Below are 19,219 nucleotides of genomic sequence, written 5' to 3'. Positions count from 1 at the left end.
ATTTTACCAAAAAAGCCCCGATGAATGTCGGGGCTTTTTTTTATTTAAATCGAACTTTATTTTTTTAACAAAGCTCCAATTTCTTTCCAAGTCACCAAATGGATGTTTTCCTCCTCCAAAATTTGGTCACAGGCTTCACTGGTGAAAAAATCGTAATCCTGTTGGCGCCATTTGGCCCCCCAATACGGGTGGTCCACGGACATGCCCTGACTTTCCAAATTGTCAAATCCGCAGTGTATGATCATCACGTGGACCCCTGGTTCCAATTCACGGAGAGTGTTCGCGTAGTAAGCGGCCATATCGGTATCAAAATCAGCAGGTCCTGCTCCAAATATTTGATTGATGATCACTGGTTGTTTGGTACCATTTGAGCCGCCCAGTTCTTCAATTTGATGATTGATCATGGCTGGAATACCGTATTCTTTGGCCAGATTGGCATATAGTTCGTAGTATCGCGGGTCTGTGGAAAACAAGCAACCCATGTGGCTATCCAAATGGGTAGGATGGATACCCATGGCAATGGCCTTATCTATTTGGGCCCTTAATTCTATTTCCACTTCCTCGATCTTGGCATTTTCCCAAAGTTGTGCACAATCTGGATATAAATAGCCATTTTCATCCAGCAAGCTGGACACCTCTGATTTGGAAGCCACCGGTCCCCATCGTAAATAGTTCCATTCACTGGTTAACGTTAGATGGATACCCATGTCGTGATCTGGATTGGCTTTGGCATATTCGGCAACTTCGGATAACCAAGGGGTAGGTACCATGATGCTGGCGCTGTTTACAGCACCTTCCTTGAATGCCTTGAACGTGGCTTGGTTCGCAGAATGAATAACCCCAAGATCATCCGCATGCACGATTAACAACTTGGCATCGGCAGGATAGCCCAAACGCTCTTGAACCGTTTGTTGTGCCTGAAGTTGTGTTCCCATAAACCATAGTGACATGGTCAGCATAAAAATTTGTTTCATTTGTTTAACTTTTTTTGTTGACCCTAGTGAGCAAAAAGATACCGATTAAGAAGAACACCCCCAAAAAGATGGTGCTATTGCGCATGCTCCCCGTAAGTTGTGCCACGATACCGTACATAAGCGTACCGATGATAATCCCTATTTTTTCGGCCACATCGTAAAAACTGAAAAAGGAAGTAGTGTCGGTCGTATCCGGCAAAAATTTGGAGTAGGTGGAGCGCGAAAGAGCCTGTATGCCTCCCATGACCACACCGACCAAACCTGCGGCTATATAAAAATCCGTTGGTGTCTGTAAAAAATAGGCGTAAACGCACAGCAAAGCCCATATCACATTGATACAAATTAAGGTTTTGATATTTCCATACGCCTTGGATGCCCTTGCCGTTAGTGTTGCTCCCAAAATAGCGACGATCTGTATCAACAAAATACTTATAATCAATCCCATGGTGCGTTCATTATCCGAACCCCATACAATTTCTTCTTCCCCAAAGTAGGTGGCAATCAGCATAATGGTCTGTACCGCCATACTGTAGGTGAAAAATGCACCTAAATACCGTTTTAGCCTCCTATTCTCCCCCAGTTGATGCCATACGAGCTTCAATTCCTTGAAACCGTTCAAAATGATATGGTGTCGCTCCCCTTCCCGTTTATACCCTTTGGGTAAATGTTTAAAAGTGTATTGACTGAAAAGTATCCACCAGATACCTACAGAAATAAAAGAGTACTTCATCGCCTTGATTTCAGCAATCTCGCCACCACTATCGGTAATACCAAAAAAATCGGGTTCCATCACCATGAAGAGATTAAACACGAGTAGGATTACACTGCCCACATAGCCCAAGGAGAATCCTTTGGCACTGATGCTGTCCTGTTGCTCCGGATAGGCGATGTCCGGCAAGTAAGAGTTGTTGATAGCAAAACTCACCCAAAACCCAACAAGTCCAAAAAAATAACAGGCCAGTCCAAAAAGGATATTTTCCAACGAGAACCAGTATAACCCTATACAGGAGGCAGCTCCCAAATAGCAAAAAAACTTGAGAAACATCTTTTTGTTACCCAAATAATCGGCCACTCCGGAAACAAGCGGGGTTACGATTGCTATAAAAACAAAGGCCAAAGAAGTCACATAACTGATGAGAGGGGCCCTAGCAATCTCACCTCCAAAGATGGTTACTTGCTCAATGCCTGCTGTTCGGAACAACAGTCCATAAAAAAGTGGAAAAATGGCGGACGAAATCACCAAACTGTACACCGAATTGGCCCAATCGTAAAACGCCCACGCGTTCAACAGTTTTTTACTTCCTTTTAATGCCAATGTCTGTGCCATGCTATATCATAAAAAAAATATCACCTCGCCCCATTTGGAAAAACCCTTTTTGGTGTCTTTTGGATTTTTCGCCTGTTTCGAAGTGACATCTCTAATTAGTTATATCAATTTATTTGAAGGAGGTAACCCCAAATTTCCGAGCTTCCTGTTTTGCTGCTGGGGCCCATGCGGTCAAATTACTGATTCTGGTATCGTTGGACGGGTGGGTGCTCAAAAACTCTGGTGGTGCCTGTCCTCCCGATTTCGCCTTCATTCGTTTCCAAAGTTCGGCGGCTTCGCTGGGATCGTACCCGGCAATCGCCATAATTTGAAGTCCTATCCTGTCAGCTTCGGTTTCATGGCTTCTGCTAAAGGGCAGCATGACCCCTACCTGTGAACCAATACCATACGCTTGATTGAACATGTTTCTCTTTTCTGGATCTTGGATGGCCACATTTCCAGCTACGGCACCGATTTGCTGAAGGGTTCCAGCACTCATACGTTGCGCACCATGGTCGGCCAAGGCATGTGCCACCTCATGGCCCATAACGACCGCTACCCCCGTTTCGTTTTGGGTAATCGGCAATATCCCTGTGTAAAAAACAATCTTTCCGCCGGGCATACACCACGCATTGACGGTTTCATCTTGAACAAGGTTATATTCCCATTTGTAATCCTTAAGGTATCCTGGGTAGCCGTTGGCATCCAGCCAGCGTTCAGCGGCAGAAGCAATGCGTTGCCCTACCCTTTGTATCATCTGTGCCTCGGAAGTTCCCGTAACTACCTTGTTGCTCTCCAAAAATTGGTCGTACTGGGCAAAAGCCATGGGGAACATTTGACTATTGGAGTAAAAATTAAGAGTGCTCTTTCCTGTAAACGGATTGGTTTTGCAAGCCGATAGCATCAAGAAAACCAAAGCTGTCAAAACAATTTTTCTCATATGGTCTATGTGTTTTTGTTCTTTGAATTTACAAAATTTATGCTCCGAAAATGTGAAGCTCGGTGAAATCCTTGCTCACTTCAATGGAGTTGTTGCCATTCAATTTGATGTCATCCAAATTAACCTCTTCGTTGTCCACTTCCACCGAATCAATTTTGAAAGGCAGACCATGGAAGGTCATTTTAAAGGTCTCATACGGGGTGATGTAATTTCCGTCCTTGAACTGTTGAATGATCAACTCAGTTTTCTTGCCCGTCAATTTAAAGCGTCTTAAACTAAAACGTCCCTTTTTATAGTCATATCCTTCTTGCTGATCTTCGTACACCTGCGAGTTCTCGGTTCCTTCCTTAAAATACACATCGATCATAAGTTTTTCAATTTCCTTTTCTCCCACATACTGCTGTACGGGATACTTAGGAATCATGGCCCCTTCTTTTATAAAGAGTGGAATACGATGTATTTCGGCCGAAACCCAACGTTCCATTCCACCTTCGTTGAGTTCATCGGTCCAATAGTTGTACCAATTTCCTTTTGGGAAGTACATTCTACGACCCATTGCGTTGGGTTCCTGCACCGGACAGACCAAAATCTGTTTTCCAAAAATGAATTCGTCCGTACGGAAATGTGTTTGTTGATCTTCCTGATCATAAAACACCAAGGATTGCAACATTGGAAATCCTTGCTTGATATAATTGTAGAACATGGTGTAGAGATAGGGCAGCAATTGGTACCTCAACTCTATAAATTCCCGAACAATATCGGTAATCTCTTCTCCAAATGACCATGGTTCTTGATCTCCGTGATCGCCACTGGAATGCACACGGCAAAAGGGATGGAATACGGCCAACTGCATCCAACGGGCAAAAAGTTCGCCATTGGGCTGTTCTGCAAATCCTCCAATATCGGAACCCACAAAGGAATAACCGCTCATGCACATGCGCTGCATTTGTACATTGGCTATCCACAGGTGTTCCCAAGTGGCCACATTATCGCCCGTCCAAGTGGCACAATAGCGCTGTGTACCAGCATAGGCCGCCCTGGTGAGCACAAAAGGGCGTCGTGGGAACATAAATTTTTTAACGCCTTCGTACGTGGCCCGAACCATTTGCATGCCATAAACGTTATGGGCCTTTCTATGGCTACATGGATGGCCATCGTAATCGTGGCGAACATCCAAATTGGCCGTTTTTGTGGGCACTTCCATTACAGCGGGTTCGTTCATATCGTTCCAAACACCGCTTACGCCCATCTCAGCTATCATTTCTTTATAAAGATCGGCCCACCACTCCCGCACCTTGGGGTGCGTGAAATCGGGGAACTTGCATTCTCCCGGCCATACTTTGCCCTTAAAATGAGGTCCATCAGCCCTTCTACAAAAGAAACCATGATCCATGGCCTGTTGATACACCCAATAATCACGGTCTATTTTGATACCGGGATCAATCATGGTGATGACCTTAAAGCCATCCTCGGCCATTTCCTTGATCATCTTTTTTGGGTTGGGGAAATGTTGATTGTTCCATGTAAAGCAACGGAAACCTTCCATATAATCGATATCCAAATAAATGGCATCACAGGGAATCTTCAACTCTCTAAAAGTAGAGGCAATGTTTTTGACCTTTTCTTCTGGAAAATAGCTCCATTTGGATTGATGGAACCCTAGGGCCCATAAGGGTGGAAGCTCTGGAACACCGGTCAAATCGGTATAAGACTCCACCACATCCTTCATTTTGGGTCCATAGAAGAAATAATAGTTCATTTCCCCACCATCGGCCCAAAAACTGGTAACGTTCCTTTTTTCATTGGCAAAATCAAAATAGGTACTGAAGGAATTGTCGAAAAATATACCATAAGCGGTACTTTCCTTAAGCCCCACATAAAAAGGTATGGATTTGTACAAGGGTTCCTGATCCTTTCCATATGCGTAGGAGTCCGTCACCCAATTATTTACCCGTTTTCCCTTTAAGTTTGTGTGGGAGGCTTTATCTCCCATACCATAGTAACTTTCGCCCGCATGGCAAATTTTGCTCATTTTCACCACATTGCCCCCATAATCGAAATTTTCCTCCCAATGGAACCCTAGCTCGTCCTCCGTTAAAATTACGGCATCCATATCCACTATCTGCACCTTAAGGTTGGTCTTGTTGATGTAGATTTTGATTTTTGCTGTGGTGATTACATACTCCGGAATCTCATCCTCGACGGTCAGTTCATTGTACCCGAGGTTGACATCTTCACTAATGGCATAGGAAAAATCGGGTTCAAACACATGGTCCGTAGCATACCTGAATCGGACTACGCTGTCCCTAAGTATGGTGACCTGTAATATGACCCCGTTCTGTGTGGTGAAGTATAGTTTGTCGTTTTCTTGTTTAAAATCGACTATATGATTGGGGAACTGATTTCCCGTTCTTGCTATTTCTGTATTGGTTATCATCTATAATCAGTTGAGGCTAGCAAAAGAAACACAAAAGCCTGAATAATTAAAAATATGTTTTGAAAAGCAATCAACTACAACGTTGTAGCTTTCCTTTTATCGGTACACGACCACGCCCAAAGGCGGAAGATTCATCAAAACGGACTGCTCCTGTCCGTTCCATTTGGTTTTGGAAGGTTTCATGGTCTTTTTGCCCATTCCGCTTCCCGAGTATTTTTTGTCATCACTGTTGAAGACCAATTTGAGCGTACTGTTTTTAGCTACCCCCACCCTATAATTTTCTCTTGGTACCGGGGTGAAATTACAAACAATGATCAAATCGTCCTTTGGGTCGCTTCCTTTACGGATGTATGAAATCACCGAGTTCTCCTGATCGTTATATTCAATCCACTGAAATCCTTCGGGGCTAAATTGTTTTTCGTACAGTGCCGGACTGGTTTTGTATAGTTTGTTCAAGTCTTTGATGACCTCCTGAATTCCCGAATGAAAGTCGTACTGTGTCAAATGCCAATCCAAACTTTCTTGAAAATTCCATTCGGAGGACTGTCCAAATTCACCTCCCATGAACAATAAATTGCCCCCTGGATGTGTAAACATATAACCATACAGCAACCTCAAATTGGCAAAGCGTTGCCATTCATCCCCTGGCATTCGGTACAGTAAGGATTGTTTGCCATATACCACCTCATCATGTGAAAATGGCAGCATAAAATTTTCCGTAAAGGCGTAGGTAAGGCTAAAACTGATGGAGTTCAAATCATACGAGCGATGTATCGGGTCTTTTTTAAAGAACTCCAAGGTGTCGTGCATCCAGCCCATCATCCATTTCATGCCAAAACCCAGCCCTCCGTAATGGACGGGTTTGGTAACTCCCGTAAAAGCGGTGGATTCTTCTGCAATGGTCTGTACTCCTTTAAAACTGGCATAGACCTCTTGGTTCATTTCTTGCAAGAAGGATATGGCTTCCAAATTTTCGTTGTTTCCGTAAATATTGGGCTCCCATTCTCCATCTTCACGGGAATAATCCAAATAGAGCATGGAGGCCACAGCATCCACGCGCAATCCGTCCACATGGTATTGATCGAGCCAAAAAATGGCATTACTGATCAAAAATGCCCGTACCTCATTTCTCCCGTAATTAAAGATGAGACTCTTCCAATCGGGATGGTACCCTCTTCGCCTATCGGGATGTTCGTATAAGTGGGAACCATCAAAAAAACCGAGTCCATGTGCATCTTCGGGGAAGTGCGAAGGGACCCAATCCAGAATTACGCCAATGCCACGCTGGTGCAAGGCATCTACCAAAACCTTAAAGTCTTCTGGCTTGCCAAAACGGGAGGTGGGGGCAAAATAACCTGTGAGCTGATATCCCCAAGAAGGGTCGTACGGGTACTCCATGATGGGCATAAATTCCACATGGGTGAATCCCATTTCTTCCACATAGTCGGCCAATTCCTTTGCCAATTCCAAATAGCTGAGCCATTGCCATCCATTCTTTTTTTTCCATGAACCCAAATGGACCTCATAGACGGAAAAAGGTTTGTCCAACGCATTCTTTTCTTGGCGGGTTTCCATCCAATCGTGGTCCTTCCATTTATAATGGTCGTCCCAGACCAAGGAAGCCGTTTGCGGAGGTTGCTCACAGAAACGAGCAAATGGGTCCGCCTTTTCGGTCCAGATATCGTTGTTATGGGATTGTATTTTGTATTTGTACTTGATTCCTTTGTCAACTCCCGGAATAAAACCCTCCCAGATTCCGCTGCTGTCCCAGCGAACATTCAATTGGTGCTCTCCAGCAGTCCAATAGTTAAAATCACCAATCACGCTAACCGACTTGGCCGAGGGCGCCCAAACAGCAAAATAGGTTCCCTTTACCCCATCGACTTCGGTGAGATGCGACCCTAACTTATCATACAGCCGAAAATGCTTTCCCGACCTAAAAAGATTGATATCAAACTCCGTAAAAAAACTGTGTGGAACTACCTTTGACATAAAAGTGCATTTAGTGCTTATACAATAATACGCATCTTTGTGGAAGAATACGATTTTGACCACAGGTTTGATAGTGGAATCCACATTTTTTAAAAAATGGAACGCTTTTTGATTTTACCACGTTAATAGATAATAGAACACAAATCCAAAATCCAAAAATCATGAATAAATTTAGTACAATTTTAGGAGCAGTTATCGTTTTTGTTTTTGCGGCTTGCGAAGGCCCACAGGGCCCTCCGGGTTTTGACGGGTTGGACGGCCTAGATGGTGCTCCCGGCGCTCCAGGTATCCAAGGACAGGTCGTGGAAGTAGAGGGAGTTGACTTTGGCTATGATGCCCAAGCCAATCTCTTCAGTACGTTGATTACCTTTTCCGATGTCACCAATTTTGAGGTCTTTGAATCGGATGCCGTATTGGTATACCGACACGATGGTGTGATAGAACTAAGCGATGGTTCCACTGCCGATGCCTGGACCCAAATACCACAGAACTACTTTTTGAACGAAGGTACCATACAATACGTTTTTGCCCACACCTTTGTGGATGTAGAACTATTTATTGATGGTAATTTCGATTTGTCCACCCTCAGCACCGACTTTACGGACAACCAGCTGTTCCGAATTGTATTCATACCAAGTGAATATGCACAGTCTGCCGATTTTGATGCTTCCAATATTGAAAGCGTGATGTCCAAATTGCAAATAAATGAAGAGCAGGTTATCCAGTTGGATATTCAATAAATCATACAAAAATGGTATCTTAAGTCTCATTGAAAACCAATGGGACTTTTTTTATGTTATTATGAAAGGATGGCTATAAAATTTCGTCAAACTATAAAAATTCAAGAATGGGAAAAAGATTGCTAGTATTTGCCTTGGTCATTTTTGCCGGATGCAAGGGAACTTCACAGGAAGAGAAAAAAGAAGCTGAAAAAGAAACATCGTTCAAGGTCAATAAAACCGATGCCGAATGGCGTGCTGAACTTACCGATATGGAATACTACGTACTGCGCAAAGCGGCCACCGAAAATGCCTTTTCCAGTGAGCTCTTGGACATTAAAGAAAAAGGAACCTACGTTTGTGCCGGTTGTGGGACTCCCCTTTTTAAAAGTGAACATAAATTTGACTCCGGGACAGGATGGCCCAGCTTTGATCGAGAAATCGAGGGAAATGTCGCCTACGACGTGGATTACAAAATTGGAGTAGCCAGAACCGAGGAGCACTGCACCGTGTGCGGAGGGCACTTGGGGCACGTATTTAATGATGGTCCGCGAAATACCACCGGAAAAAGGCACTGTATCAATGGTGCGGCCCTTGATTTTATTCCAGATAACCCATAATTTGGCACAAAAAAGGGCTATGAACAAAAAATATGGAGTAAACAAGACCGAAGAAGAATGGAAACAACAACTTTCCCCAGAGGAGTATTATGTCCTCAGGCAAAAGGGCACAGAAAGACCCTATACAGGAAAGTTCGACCTCCATTTTGAAAATGGAAGCTACCATTGTAAGGCCTGCAATGCCAAGCTGTTTGAAAGCGGCCACAAATTTGAAAGTGGTTGCGGATGGCCCTCTTTTGACCAAGCTGTTGAAGGTGCCATCGAATATATCCGGGATACCAGTCACGGCATGGTACGCACGGAAACGGTCTGTGCCAACTGCGGTAGTCATTTGGGGCATGTTTTTAACGACGGGCCACGGGAAACCACAGGGCAACGGTACTGCATCAATTCGGTGAGCATCGATTTCGACCCAGAGGCTTAATTTATTCCTCGAACAACCAAAGGTTCAGATTTCACAAACGAATCCAAATTTGAGTTTTTCGACTTGGGAATTGGATATGGTTTTGCGTACTTTTGCAGCTGCCATTCAACGGCAGGTTTTTATCTAACAACTAAAATCAAAATCTAATGAGCAAGTTCGATATAATTGTTTTGGGAAGTGGTCCAGGTGGATATGTTACTGCCATACGGGCATCACAATTAGGTTTCAAAACAGCCATTATAGAAAAAGAAAGTTTGGGAGGTGTATGTCTTAATTGGGGGTGTATCCCTACCAAGGCCCTTCTTAAATCTGCTCAGGTGTTCGAATATTTAAAGCATGCCGAGGATTATGGTTTGAATGCCAAAGATGTATCGCACGATTTTGATGCAGTGGTAAAGAGAAGCCGTAGCGTAGCCGATGGCATGAGCAAGGGCGTCCAATTTTTGATGAAAAAGAACAAAATCGAGGTCATCAATGGATTTGGAAAGCTGAAAAAAGGAAAAAAAGTAGAAGTAAAAGCTGAGAACGGTGATACTACGGAATACGCAGCAGACCACATTATCATTGCCACTGGAGCTCGCAGCCGCGAATTGCCTAGCCTTCCCCAAGATGGCAAAAAAGTGATTGGGTACCGTGAGGCTATGACCTTGGAAAAACAGCCCAAGAAAATGATTGTTGTCGGTAGCGGTGCCATAGGTATGGAGTTTGCCTATTTCTATCACTCCATGGGTACCGAAGTTACCGTAGTGGAATACATGCCGAACATTGTTCCCGTAGAGGACGAGGATATCTCCAAACAGTTGGAACGTAACTTCAAAAAATCAGGTATAAAAATCAAGACCTCCGCAGAGGTGACCAAAGTGGATACCTCCGGTGACGGGGTCAAGGCCACGGTGAAGACCCAAAAAGGCGAAGAAGTATTGGAAGCGGACATAGTGCTTTCCGCAGTTGGGATCAAAACCAATATCGAAAATATCGGATTGGAAGATGTGGGCATTGCCACAGACCGTGACAAAATATTGGTGAACGATTACTACCAAACCAACATACCGGGTTACTTTGCCATTGGCGACGTAACACCAGGTCAGGCATTGGCTCACGTAGCCTCCGCAGAAGGGATTATCTGTGTGGAAAAGTTGGCCGGAATGCACGTAGAACCGCTGGATTACGGAAACATTCCAGGGTGTACCTACTGTATCCCCGAAATTGCCTCTGTTGGATTGACGGAGAAGCAAGCCAAAGAAAAAGGATACGAACTTAAAATTGGTAAATTCCCGTTTTCAGCGAGTGGTAAGGCCAAAGCGGCCGGAACTCCTGATGGGTTTGTAAAGGTGATTTTTGATGCCAAATACGGAGAATGGTTGGGTTGCCATATGATCGGCGTTGGTGTAACCGACATGATCGCGGAAGCCGTAGTGGCCAGAAAATTGGAGACCACCGGGCATGAAGTACTTAAAGCGGTCCACCCACACCCTACCATGAGCGAAGCGGTTATGGAAGCAGTTGCGGATGCTTACGATGAAGTAATCCACCTATAACGTATGCTGAAGATTTTTAGGGCCACTGCTATTTTAGAAGGTATTTCCTATCTACTCCTTTTCGGAATGACCATGCCGTTGAAGTATTGGGCGGATATTCCTGAACCAAATCTGGTAGTTGGAATGGTTCATGGAGTATTGTTCATTCTTTACGTAGTGGTGGCCATTGTTTTTTGTTGGGAACGCAAATGGAAGCTCAGAAGGTTCATCATTCTTTTTGTGGCTTCCCTCCTTCCCTTCGGGACGTTCTACGCGGATAAGAAATACTTGAAAGAGCTAGCCTAAAAAACTCTGGATGGCCAAATCGTAACTCTTGAGGCCAAATCCCAGAATTACGCCTTTGGCGACCGGTGCGATGTAAGATACATGGCGATACGCCTCACGCTCGTGCGTATTGGAAATATGCACCTCGATTACCGGAGATTCCACAGCTTTAACTGCATCACCGATACCAACAGAGGTATGCGTATAGGCAGCCGCATTTAGAATGATACCGTCGTAATCGAACCCAACTTCCTGAATTTTGGCTATGATCTCCCCTTCAATATTGGACTGATAATATGTCAATTCCACATTGGGAAACTTGTTTTGAAGCGTAGCAAAATAGTCCTCAAAAGTAGTACTCCCGTAGATTTCGGGCTCACGTTTTCCCAAGAGGTTCAGATTGGGTCCGTTGATAATGATCAATTTCATGCCTTCAAAAATACAATAAAAAGAAAAGAGACTGTCTAGAAAGCAGTTTGCCTGTCAGTTCGAGCGCAGTCGAGAACTTAAGACACATTGAAAATCAATGGGTTTCGACTGCGCTCAACCTGACAAAATTCAACTATTACCGCTTTTTAGACAGCCTCTTTATTCTGCTATTTTCTATTCTTTAGTTAATGGCAAACTGAAGGCCAAAGCCGAATGCGGCAACTTGATTATCGCCAAATTCGCTTAGTACCACCGAGGGACGCCAGTCAAAATTAATGACAAAAGGGACCCCGTCCACTTTAAAATCCAGTCCTAAATGCGGGCGCAACGCAAAAATGTTATCCGAATTCTTGATAAAAATAATGCTTGGCCCTACCCCAGCGTACCAACGTAAACCTTTTGCCCTAAAAAATTCCTTGTGATAGGAGTACAAAAATGTAGCAATGGTAGCATTGTCCTCAAATCCCAAATCGCCCTGACCCACGTGGTTATCGGAAAAAAAGTATTTCCCTGTTGCCCCAAAAAAGGTGGCCTCATCATACAGATCGACACCCAATCCCAAGGCTGCCCGATAGTTGGTTTGGGCCTTTACCGCCAAATGTCCAAGCATTCCAATTGCAAAAACTAAAAGTAATTTTCTCATTTTCTAAACATAATTAATGGTTAATATTCATGTTTTTTTGCAAGATTTGGGGTTATGAACAGTTACTTTTTTACTATCTAAAACAAAAACAACAATCCCAAGGCGACCATCGAGTAGTCGTAATCGTCACTTATCGTTGTATAGGAAACATTCAATTCGGTATTCCCATTGATGTTGTATCCAATCATGGGGCGCACGTAGAATCCGCCATCGTTGCCCTCGTTTACACCAACAGCGTATCCAACATCGGCACCCAATTTAAAATCATAAGTCGGGTAAAGTCGTAATGCCGCAGCGACTGGAATGTATTGGATGTCCGGAAAATCAACTTCTACGGCTACAGGGCCAATATCTTCGGTCGACGTATTGCCAAAAGCATTCATAAATCCAGTGGCCAAACCAACATCCACCATTTCGGATACGGACCAATGATATCCAAGATCAAGACCCAACTCAAAATTGGAAAAATCGGAAATATCGCCTATTGGCACACCAACATGGACTCCTGCTTTAAAACTGGTACGGTCCACATGCTGTGCATGGGACGAATAACTGATGGCAACCATCACTAGGATTGCCAATACAAAGGTTTTTTTAATCATGGTTGTATTTTTTCTACCTGAAAAACGCATTGATGGTTAAAAAAGTACCTTTTGTAATATTTTTCTTATGAAAATATTTCATTTTAAAATGAAGCTTGGTTTGCTTACCGAAAAGTAGAGAAATTAATAATGTTTGAAGTGGCCAATTGACGGATGCCCTTTTTGAGTTGACCAATGCCCCTTCTGGATCAACGGAATATTTATTGCAATACTTTTTTTGTATCTCTGAAAAAGTTATGCGAACCGTCAAATAAAAACCGATTTATGGAATTCCTGTTACATCAGGATGGCTATGCCAAAATGATGGAATCAAAAAATCGCTGAGAACAACCCTATATTTTAATCAGGGTCCAGTCCCTTCCTTTCCATACTCTCTTTTATAAATGCGCACGATTACCAAAAACAGACTGACCAGTAACGGACCAAAAACCAGACCTATAAATCCAAATAAGGGGATACCTACCAAAACCCCAATCATAGTTACAAGCGGGTGAACATCATCGAGTTTTTTAAGCACATACAATCGAATTAGATTATCGGTAGACGCGACCACTATGGATCCATACAACAAAACACCCCAAGCCTGAAAATTATCCCCGTTGGATAGGGACAATACAAATACGGGCAAAGTCCCCAGCAGATTACCTACAAAGGGAATCATGGAACCAATGGTAACCATGATAGCCCAAAACAAAGCATTATCAACCCCAAAAATCAGAAAACCTATCAAGGCCACCAAACCCTGTGCAAAAGCGACCAATGGAATTCCTAACGTATTGGCACGCACAATTTCACGGACTTCATCTCCGATAATCTTCAAATTATGATTGCCAATAGGTATGTACTCATAAAGCGACCGGTATAACTTTTTCTGATTGGTGAGCATGTAAAACAATAAAAAATACATTACGGAAATGGCTATTACAGCATTAAAGGTACCTCCAGCAAGTCCCTGTAAACTTGATGTCAACCATTCCGTTACTGCAGAGGCGTCCACCTGTGAAGTAAGCTTGAAACCTATGTAGTCTTCGAGCGTTTGTAATTGGGTTTTGATCATGGAGGTTATCTTCTCAGAATTTTCCACAGCCATACGGATCCGTTTCCCAAGCATAAAAAACGCTCCTACGATGGGAAGTAAAATGATAAAAAAGGAGGTCAACATTAAAAGAATTGCGGACAATGTTGAATTCCATCCCTTGTCCACCAACTTTTCCATGGGCCTTTTTAAAAGGACAAACAAGGTAATCGTACCAAGAATACCTGAGAAATAGGGGGCTATTTCCAAGAAAATCAACCCTGCCATCATAAGAATCAAGAGTAGAATAAAAATCTGTCGTACTATTTTTGAGGGTATTTGTTTCATCTGTTGTCTATAGGTTGTTCAAACTGCTCGTGATTGGTCCTGTTTACATGGATGGATTTCACTTAATATCTTAAAAAAGGGACCATCATAAATATGTTCAAATTGAAAAAATAAACGACGTCAGCTTATCCCATTCGAGGTTTTTATTGCCCTTAAAACTATTTTAAGTTTATTCAGAATATGCTATTGCGTCAACAATTAAAGGTTTGACGATAAGTAGTTTAAGACTCACTCTTTAAATTGAGGTCATTATTAATCATTAAAACTATAACATTATGAATAGTGATCAACTAGAAGGCAAATGGAAACAAGTAAAAGGAAAGTTTAAACAAAAATATGGGGAGATAACCGATGACGACCTTTCTTATTCCGAAGGAAAATTCGAAGAAATGCTAGGAAGAGTACAAGAGAAAACAGGAAAATCCAAAGAAGCATTAAAAAAGGAAATCGAAAGCTTATAATACCTTCCTTTTTCCATATAAAAAGTCCCCGTCTTGCGACGGGATTTTTTATTTTAAAATCGATTTACCGCAGAACCGAAGAATCTAAGTAAAATAATTATACCTGTATAAGCACAGTTCCATAATCCATTTATCTTTAAACAAAATTGAACTACATAAAAGTCGACCTAAGAGTACCATGGATTGATTTATATTTGTGATGATGAATTGGCAGCAGGCAATTAAGGATTATCAAAATTATTTGAAGATAGAACGAGGGCTTTCTCCAAACTCCATTGTGAATTACACCATGGATTTGGAAAAACTCCGAAATTATCTAAACGAATACTCCATTGACAAAAAACCTGTTCATATCCAACGGGAAACGGTTCACGGGTTTATTTATACCATTGCCAAAGTGGTTACCCCGAGGACCCAGGCAAGGATGATCTCCGGTCTAAAAGGATTCTTCAATTATTTGGTTTTTGAGGATTACCGCGAAGACAATCCCATGGACTTGATCGAAACACCTAAAATTGGACGCAAACTTCCAGACACCCTTTCCGAAACAGAAATCAATAGCTTGATTGCCGCTATCGACCTCTCCAAACCAGAAGGCGAGCGTAACCGGGCCATTATCGAAACCTTGTATGGCTGTGGTCTGCGGGTTTCGGAACTCATCAACCTAAAACTATCCGACCTTTATTTTGATGAAGATTTTATCCAAGTCACGGGAAAGGGCAATAAACAGCGTTTTGTTCCCATCAGTGGCATCAACCAAAAGTACATTGACATTTACAGGAAGGAAATACGGGTTCATTTACCCATCCAAAGGGAATATGAAGACATTGTGTTTTTAAATCGAAGAGGCAAGCAATTGACGCGGGCCATGATTTTTACCATAGTGAAGCAACTGGCCGAAAAAGTAGGGCTGCAGAAAAACATCAGCCCACATACCTTCCGCCATTCCTTTGCAACACACTTGTTGGAAAACGGTGCAGATTTAAGGGCCATACAACAAATGTTGGGTCATGAGAGCATTACTACCACCGAAGTATACATGCACGTAAACCGTTCACATTTGAGCAAAGTACTCGAAGAGTTCCATCCCAGAAGAATGGAAAGTTAATCCTGTATCAAGGCACTTTTTTCTGCTTTGTTCTGCTTTTTGAAGGGGCGGATGATGAGTCGGGCCTCCCGGTCGAATCGGATATAGTTGTACACCCAATTGATAAAGACCACTACGCGGTTCCTAAAACCTATGAGAAAATAAAGATGTACGAACATCCATACGAACCACGCAAAAACCCCCTGAAACTTGAACTTGGGCAAATCCACCACGGCTTTGTTCCGGCCAACGGTGGCCATACTTCCCTTGTCTTTATAGACAAAGGGCTTCATCGGTTTGCCTTCTACCAGTCGCACCAAGTTATCCCCTAAATTCCTGCCCTGTTGCATAGCGGGCTGTGCCATCATGGGGTGTCCATGCGGAAATGCCTCGGTCTCCATTTGGGCTACATCACCAATGGCAAAAATATCCTCGAACCCTTCGACTTGGTGAAACTCATTTACCCGCAACCTGTTGCCACGACTCAGGTAATTTGCCCCATCCAAACCTTTTAGGCTCACCGCCTTTACCCCGGCTGCCCAAACCAATGTTTCCGTATCAAAAACAGTATTGGTATTGGTGGTTATCCGTTTGCCATCGTAGTCGGTTACCCTAATATTCTTCCATACGTTCACCCCAAGCTCCTCCAAAAACTTTTCTGCCTTTAGGGAGGCCACCTCGCTCATGGCGGGCAACAACCTATCCCCTGCCTGCACCAAATTGATTTGTGCCCTTCTGGTGTCCAGATCTGGATAATCCTTGGGCAAGATTCCCTTTTTGATTTCCGCCAGGGCACCTGCCAGCTCCACTCCTGTAGGTCCGCCGCCAACGATTACAAAATTCATGAGGGCATCCCTTTCGTGGAGGTCGTCCGTTAAAAGAGCTTGCTCAAAGTTTTCAAGAATAAGACTTCGCAGGTTTAAGGATTGCGGGATTGTCTTCATGGCCATTCCCTTTGACTCCAGTGCTTTGTTTCCAAAAAAATTGGTCTCCGAACCAGTTGCCACTACCAAATAATCGTAAGCGATTTCACCAATATTGGTCTTGATTTGCTTAGCTTTCGTCTTTACCTCTTTTACTTGGGCCAATCGAAAATAGAAATTAGGGTATCCTTGCAGCACCTTACGAATGGGGTACGCAATCGAATCGGGCTCTAGACCTCCGGTAGATACCTGATACAATAAAGGCTGGAAATTGTGATAATTATGTTTATCCAACAATACGACCTGTACTTCTTTCTTGCTTAATTTTTTGGCTAGGGCAATGCCTCCGAAACCGCCGCCAATGATAACGACTCTTGGAAAACTGGATTGAGGAATGTTCATGCTTGACATACTCACAAATTTACGTATTCCACACAACAGCCACCCATGGCAGGAAGGTTTTTTTGTATCTTTAGTGTCTAACTCAAAATAACTTCAACCAATGAAAAAGTTTCTCCCCTTGGGTGTGCTACTGCTATTGTGCACTATGCCCTTACATTCCCAAAAAAAGAAAAATGATGTCCTAAAGCAATTGGACGCAAAAGCCGAAACCTATAGCGAAATTGCCCATTCTATATGGAACTTTGCCGAAATGGGCTATTTAGAAGAAAAGAGTTCGGCTCTGTTGCAGGAAACACTTAGTGCCGAAGGTTTTTCCATTGAAACCGGCATTGCTGGGATTCCGACCGCTTTTGTGGCCGAATATGGCTCAGGGTATCCTGTAATCGGAATTTTAGGGGAATACGACGCCCTGCCCGGGCTTTCACAAGAAGCGGTACCAGAAAAAAAATCTGCTGGTGGAGAAGCTGGGCATGCCTGTGGCCATCACCTGTTCGGAACTGCGTCCACAGCTGCGGCCATTTCCGTAAAGGATTGGATGAAAGCGAACAACATAAAGGGAACCATTCGCTTTTATGGATGCCCTGCCGAGGAAGGGGGCTCTGGAAAGGTGTATATGGTTAGAGAAGGTGTTTTTGATGATGTGGATGTGGCCCTCCATTGGCATCCGAGCTCAGCCAATGCCGCAAGTGCAGGCGCTGCCCTGGCCAATAAATCAGCTAAGTTCAGATTCTATGGCATTTCCGCCCATGCCGCTGCTGCTCCACAAATGGGACGTTCTGCATTGGATGGTGTGGAGGCTATGAACTATATGGTGAACATGATGCGAGAGCATGTACCAGAAGATGCAAGAATCCACTATGTCATCACCGAAGGCGGCGAGGCGCCCAACGTGGTGCCCGATTTTGCAGAAGTGTACTACTATGCGAGACACAATACCAGAGATGTGGTAGTCGATATCTTTGATAGAATGGTAAAAGCCGCAGAAGGTGCTGCTTTGGGTACTGGTACCACAATGGATTACGAAATGATCGGGGGAACCCACGAGCTTTTGCCCAATTTGACCGTTCAAAAAGTGATGTACGACAATTTGGTAAAAGTAGGCGGTGTTACCTATAACGAGGAAGAAAAGGCCTTTGCTGAAAAAATATCGAAAAGCTTGGGCAACAAAACGCTTAACATGGAAATGGCAGAAACCGTGCAACCATACAAAGAAACCGCAGAAGCGTTTGGCTCTACCGATGTTGGTGATGTTAGCTATACAGTGCCCACTGCCGGGCTGGGAGCCGCCACTTGGGCGCCAGGCACACCTGCACACAGTTGGCAAGCAGTCGCCGCTGGAGGCATGAGCATTGGTTCCAAAGGAATGATGGTCGCCGCAAAAACCCTGGCTTTGACCGCTATGGATATTTTTGAAAATCCCAGCACAGTGGAAGCTGCCAAAAAAGAACTGGAAGAGCGAAGGGGAAAAGACTTCAAATACACCCCCATGCTGGGCAACAGACCCCCTGCATTGGATTATCGAAAATAGTTTTTGGGAATCCTTGTAACAAATTAGCAGTTGGATATACTAATAGGTAAAGCAAACTCACCAACCATTTAAGTGAACAAGGAACTGGAACATCGTTTTGTGACGGAACTTGAGGACAATCAGAATATTGTCCATAAGGTGTGCAGCCTATATACCAACGACAAGGATTCCCATCAAGATTTGTTCCAAGAGATTACCATACAGTTATGGAAGGCGTACCCAAAGTTTCGTGGCGATGCCAAATTCAGTACATGGATGTATCGCGTCGCACTGAACACTGCCATTACCTTGTACCGAAAATCCAAAAAAAGGGTGAGGACCCAAGATTTTGATTCGGTACTTTATAAAATCAAGGCCAAGGAATACGACGACACGGAGGAACGCCAATTAAAATTAATGTACGATGCCATTAAACAACTTGGCGACATTGACAAAGCGTTGGTATTTCTCTATTTGGAGGACAAAGATTATTCCGAAATAGCCGAAACTTTGGGTATTACAGAAGTGAATGCGAGAGTGAAGATGAGCAGAGTGAAAACGAAATTAAAAACAATTCTAAATCCGTGA

19 protein-coding genes are annotated in these 19,219 nt (G+C 43.5%); 9 read left to right on the top strand and 10 right to left on the bottom strand.

The annotated features are described in order from the left end of the window. Positions 1-56: 56 nt before the first annotated feature. From EO130_RS01555 to glgB, 5 genes are all read right to left on the bottom strand, one after another. Entirely contained in the window at positions 57-974 is a 918-nt protein-coding gene (locus tag EO130_RS01555; protein WP_127139773.1) for a polysaccharide deacetylase family protein, read from the bottom strand. Between the two features lie 4 nt (positions 975-978). Further along, positions 979-2,301, bottom strand: a complete 1,323-nt coding sequence (locus EO130_RS01550) for an MFS transporter (protein WP_127139772.1) — start codon at positions 2,299-2,301, stop codon at positions 979-981. Positions 2,302-2,410: 109 nt separating this feature from the next. Then, entirely contained in the window at positions 2,411-3,220 is an 810-nt protein-coding gene (locus EO130_RS01545; protein ID WP_127139771.1) for a M48 family metallopeptidase, read from the bottom strand. Positions 3,221-3,257: 37 nt separating this feature from the next. Then, the gene (locus EO130_RS01540) at positions 3,258-5,657 is read right to left on the bottom strand and encodes a glycoside hydrolase family 31 protein (RefSeq protein WP_127139770.1); all 2,400 of its coding nucleotides are present in this window, start codon (positions 5,655-5,657) and stop codon (positions 3,258-3,260) included. Between the two features lie 96 nt (positions 5,658-5,753). Then, positions 5,754-7,649, bottom strand: coding sequence for a 1,4-alpha-glucan branching protein GlgB (gene glgB, locus EO130_RS01535; protein ID WP_127139769.1), 1,896 nt, complete (start codon positions 7,647-7,649; stop codon positions 5,754-5,756). Positions 7,650-7,810: 161 nt separating this feature from the next. Here glgB and EO130_RS01530 point away from each other — a divergent pair, with 161 nt between their 5' ends. From EO130_RS01530 to EO130_RS01510, 5 genes are all read left to right on the top strand, one after another. Further along, positions 7,811-8,389, top strand: a complete 579-nt coding sequence (locus tag EO130_RS01530; RefSeq protein ID WP_127139768.1) for a collagen-like triple helix repeat-containing protein — start codon at positions 7,811-7,813, stop codon at positions 8,387-8,389. Positions 8,390-8,496: 107 nt separating this feature from the next. Next, positions 8,497-8,988, top strand: a complete 492-nt coding sequence (gene msrB, locus EO130_RS01525; protein WP_127139767.1) for a peptide-methionine (R)-S-oxide reductase MsrB — start codon at positions 8,497-8,499, stop codon at positions 8,986-8,988. A gap of 19 nt (positions 8,989-9,007) precedes the next feature. Next, entirely contained in the window at positions 9,008-9,412 is a 405-nt protein-coding gene (msrB, locus tag EO130_RS01520; RefSeq protein WP_127139766.1) for a peptide-methionine (R)-S-oxide reductase MsrB, read from the top strand. Positions 9,413-9,558: 146 nt separating this feature from the next. After that, positions 9,559-10,950, top strand: coding sequence for a dihydrolipoyl dehydrogenase (gene lpdA / locus EO130_RS01515; RefSeq protein ID WP_127139765.1), 1,392 nt, complete (start codon positions 9,559-9,561; stop codon positions 10,948-10,950). Positions 10,951-10,953: 3 nt separating this feature from the next. Continuing rightward, positions 10,954-11,235 carry a DUF3817 domain-containing protein gene (locus EO130_RS01510; protein ID WP_127139764.1) on the top strand — a complete coding sequence of 94 codons (282 nt, stop codon included), beginning with the start codon at positions 10,954-10,956 and terminating at the stop codon, positions 11,233-11,235. On the opposite strand, the gene aroQ is transcribed toward EO130_RS01510, so the two are convergent. The 4 genes from aroQ to EO130_RS01490 form a co-directional block, all read right to left on the bottom strand. Beyond that, positions 11,227-11,643, bottom strand: coding sequence for a type II 3-dehydroquinate dehydratase (gene aroQ, locus EO130_RS01505; protein ID WP_127139763.1), 417 nt, complete (start codon positions 11,641-11,643; stop codon positions 11,227-11,229). The two genes, EO130_RS01510 and aroQ, sit on opposite strands and share 9 nt — an antisense overlap. 181 nt (positions 11,644-11,824) lie before the next feature. Then, positions 11,825-12,286 (bottom strand): hypothetical protein, encoded by a 462-nt coding sequence (locus EO130_RS01500; RefSeq protein ID WP_127139762.1) that lies wholly within the window; start codon positions 12,284-12,286, stop codon positions 11,825-11,827. Positions 12,287-12,363: 77 nt separating this feature from the next. Further along, on the bottom strand, positions 12,364-12,888 hold the full coding sequence (locus EO130_RS01495; protein WP_164732853.1) for an outer membrane beta-barrel protein: 525 nt from the start codon (positions 12,886-12,888) through the stop codon (positions 12,364-12,366). A gap of 343 nt (positions 12,889-13,231) precedes the next feature. Next, positions 13,232-14,251 carry an AI-2E family transporter gene (locus tag EO130_RS01490; RefSeq protein ID WP_127139760.1) on the bottom strand — a complete coding sequence of 340 codons (1,020 nt, stop codon included), beginning with the start codon at positions 14,249-14,251 and terminating at the stop codon, positions 13,232-13,234. A gap of 275 nt (positions 14,252-14,526) precedes the next feature. On the opposite strand from EO130_RS01490, the gene EO130_RS01485 reads away from it, so the two are divergent. Both EO130_RS01485 and xerD read left to right on the top strand, forming a co-directional pair. Beyond that, positions 14,527-14,712, top strand: a complete 186-nt coding sequence (locus EO130_RS01485; RefSeq protein WP_127139759.1) for a CsbD family protein — start codon at positions 14,527-14,529, stop codon at positions 14,710-14,712. A gap of 202 nt (positions 14,713-14,914) precedes the next feature. Then, positions 14,915-15,820: a site-specific tyrosine recombinase XerD gene (gene xerD, locus EO130_RS01480; RefSeq protein ID WP_127139998.1), complete on the top strand. Its 906-nt coding sequence runs from the start codon at positions 14,915-14,917 to the stop codon at positions 15,818-15,820. On the opposite strand, the gene EO130_RS01475 is transcribed toward xerD, so the two are convergent. Next, on the bottom strand, positions 15,817-17,124 hold the full coding sequence (locus tag EO130_RS01475; protein WP_127139997.1) for an NAD(P)/FAD-dependent oxidoreductase: 1,308 nt from the start codon (positions 17,122-17,124) through the stop codon (positions 15,817-15,819). The genes xerD and EO130_RS01475 overlap by 4 nt on opposite strands. A gap of 100 nt (positions 17,125-17,224) precedes the next feature. On the opposite strand from EO130_RS01475, the gene EO130_RS01470 reads away from it, so the two are divergent. Continuing rightward, on the top strand, positions 17,225-18,652 hold the full coding sequence (locus EO130_RS01470; RefSeq protein WP_127139758.1) for an amidohydrolase: 1,428 nt from the start codon (positions 17,225-17,227) through the stop codon (positions 18,650-18,652). 72 nt (positions 18,653-18,724) lie between these two features. Then, complete coding sequence (locus tag EO130_RS01465; protein WP_127139757.1) at positions 18,725-19,219, top strand: RNA polymerase sigma factor; 495 nt, start codon at positions 18,725-18,727, stop codon at positions 19,217-19,219.

This window comes from Flagellimonas marinaquae (assembly GCF_003992675.1).
GTDB lineage: Bacteria > Bacteroidota > Bacteroidia > Flavobacteriales > Flavobacteriaceae > Flagellimonas > Flagellimonas marinaquae.
This window is presented reverse-complemented; position numbering and strand designations above follow the sequence as displayed.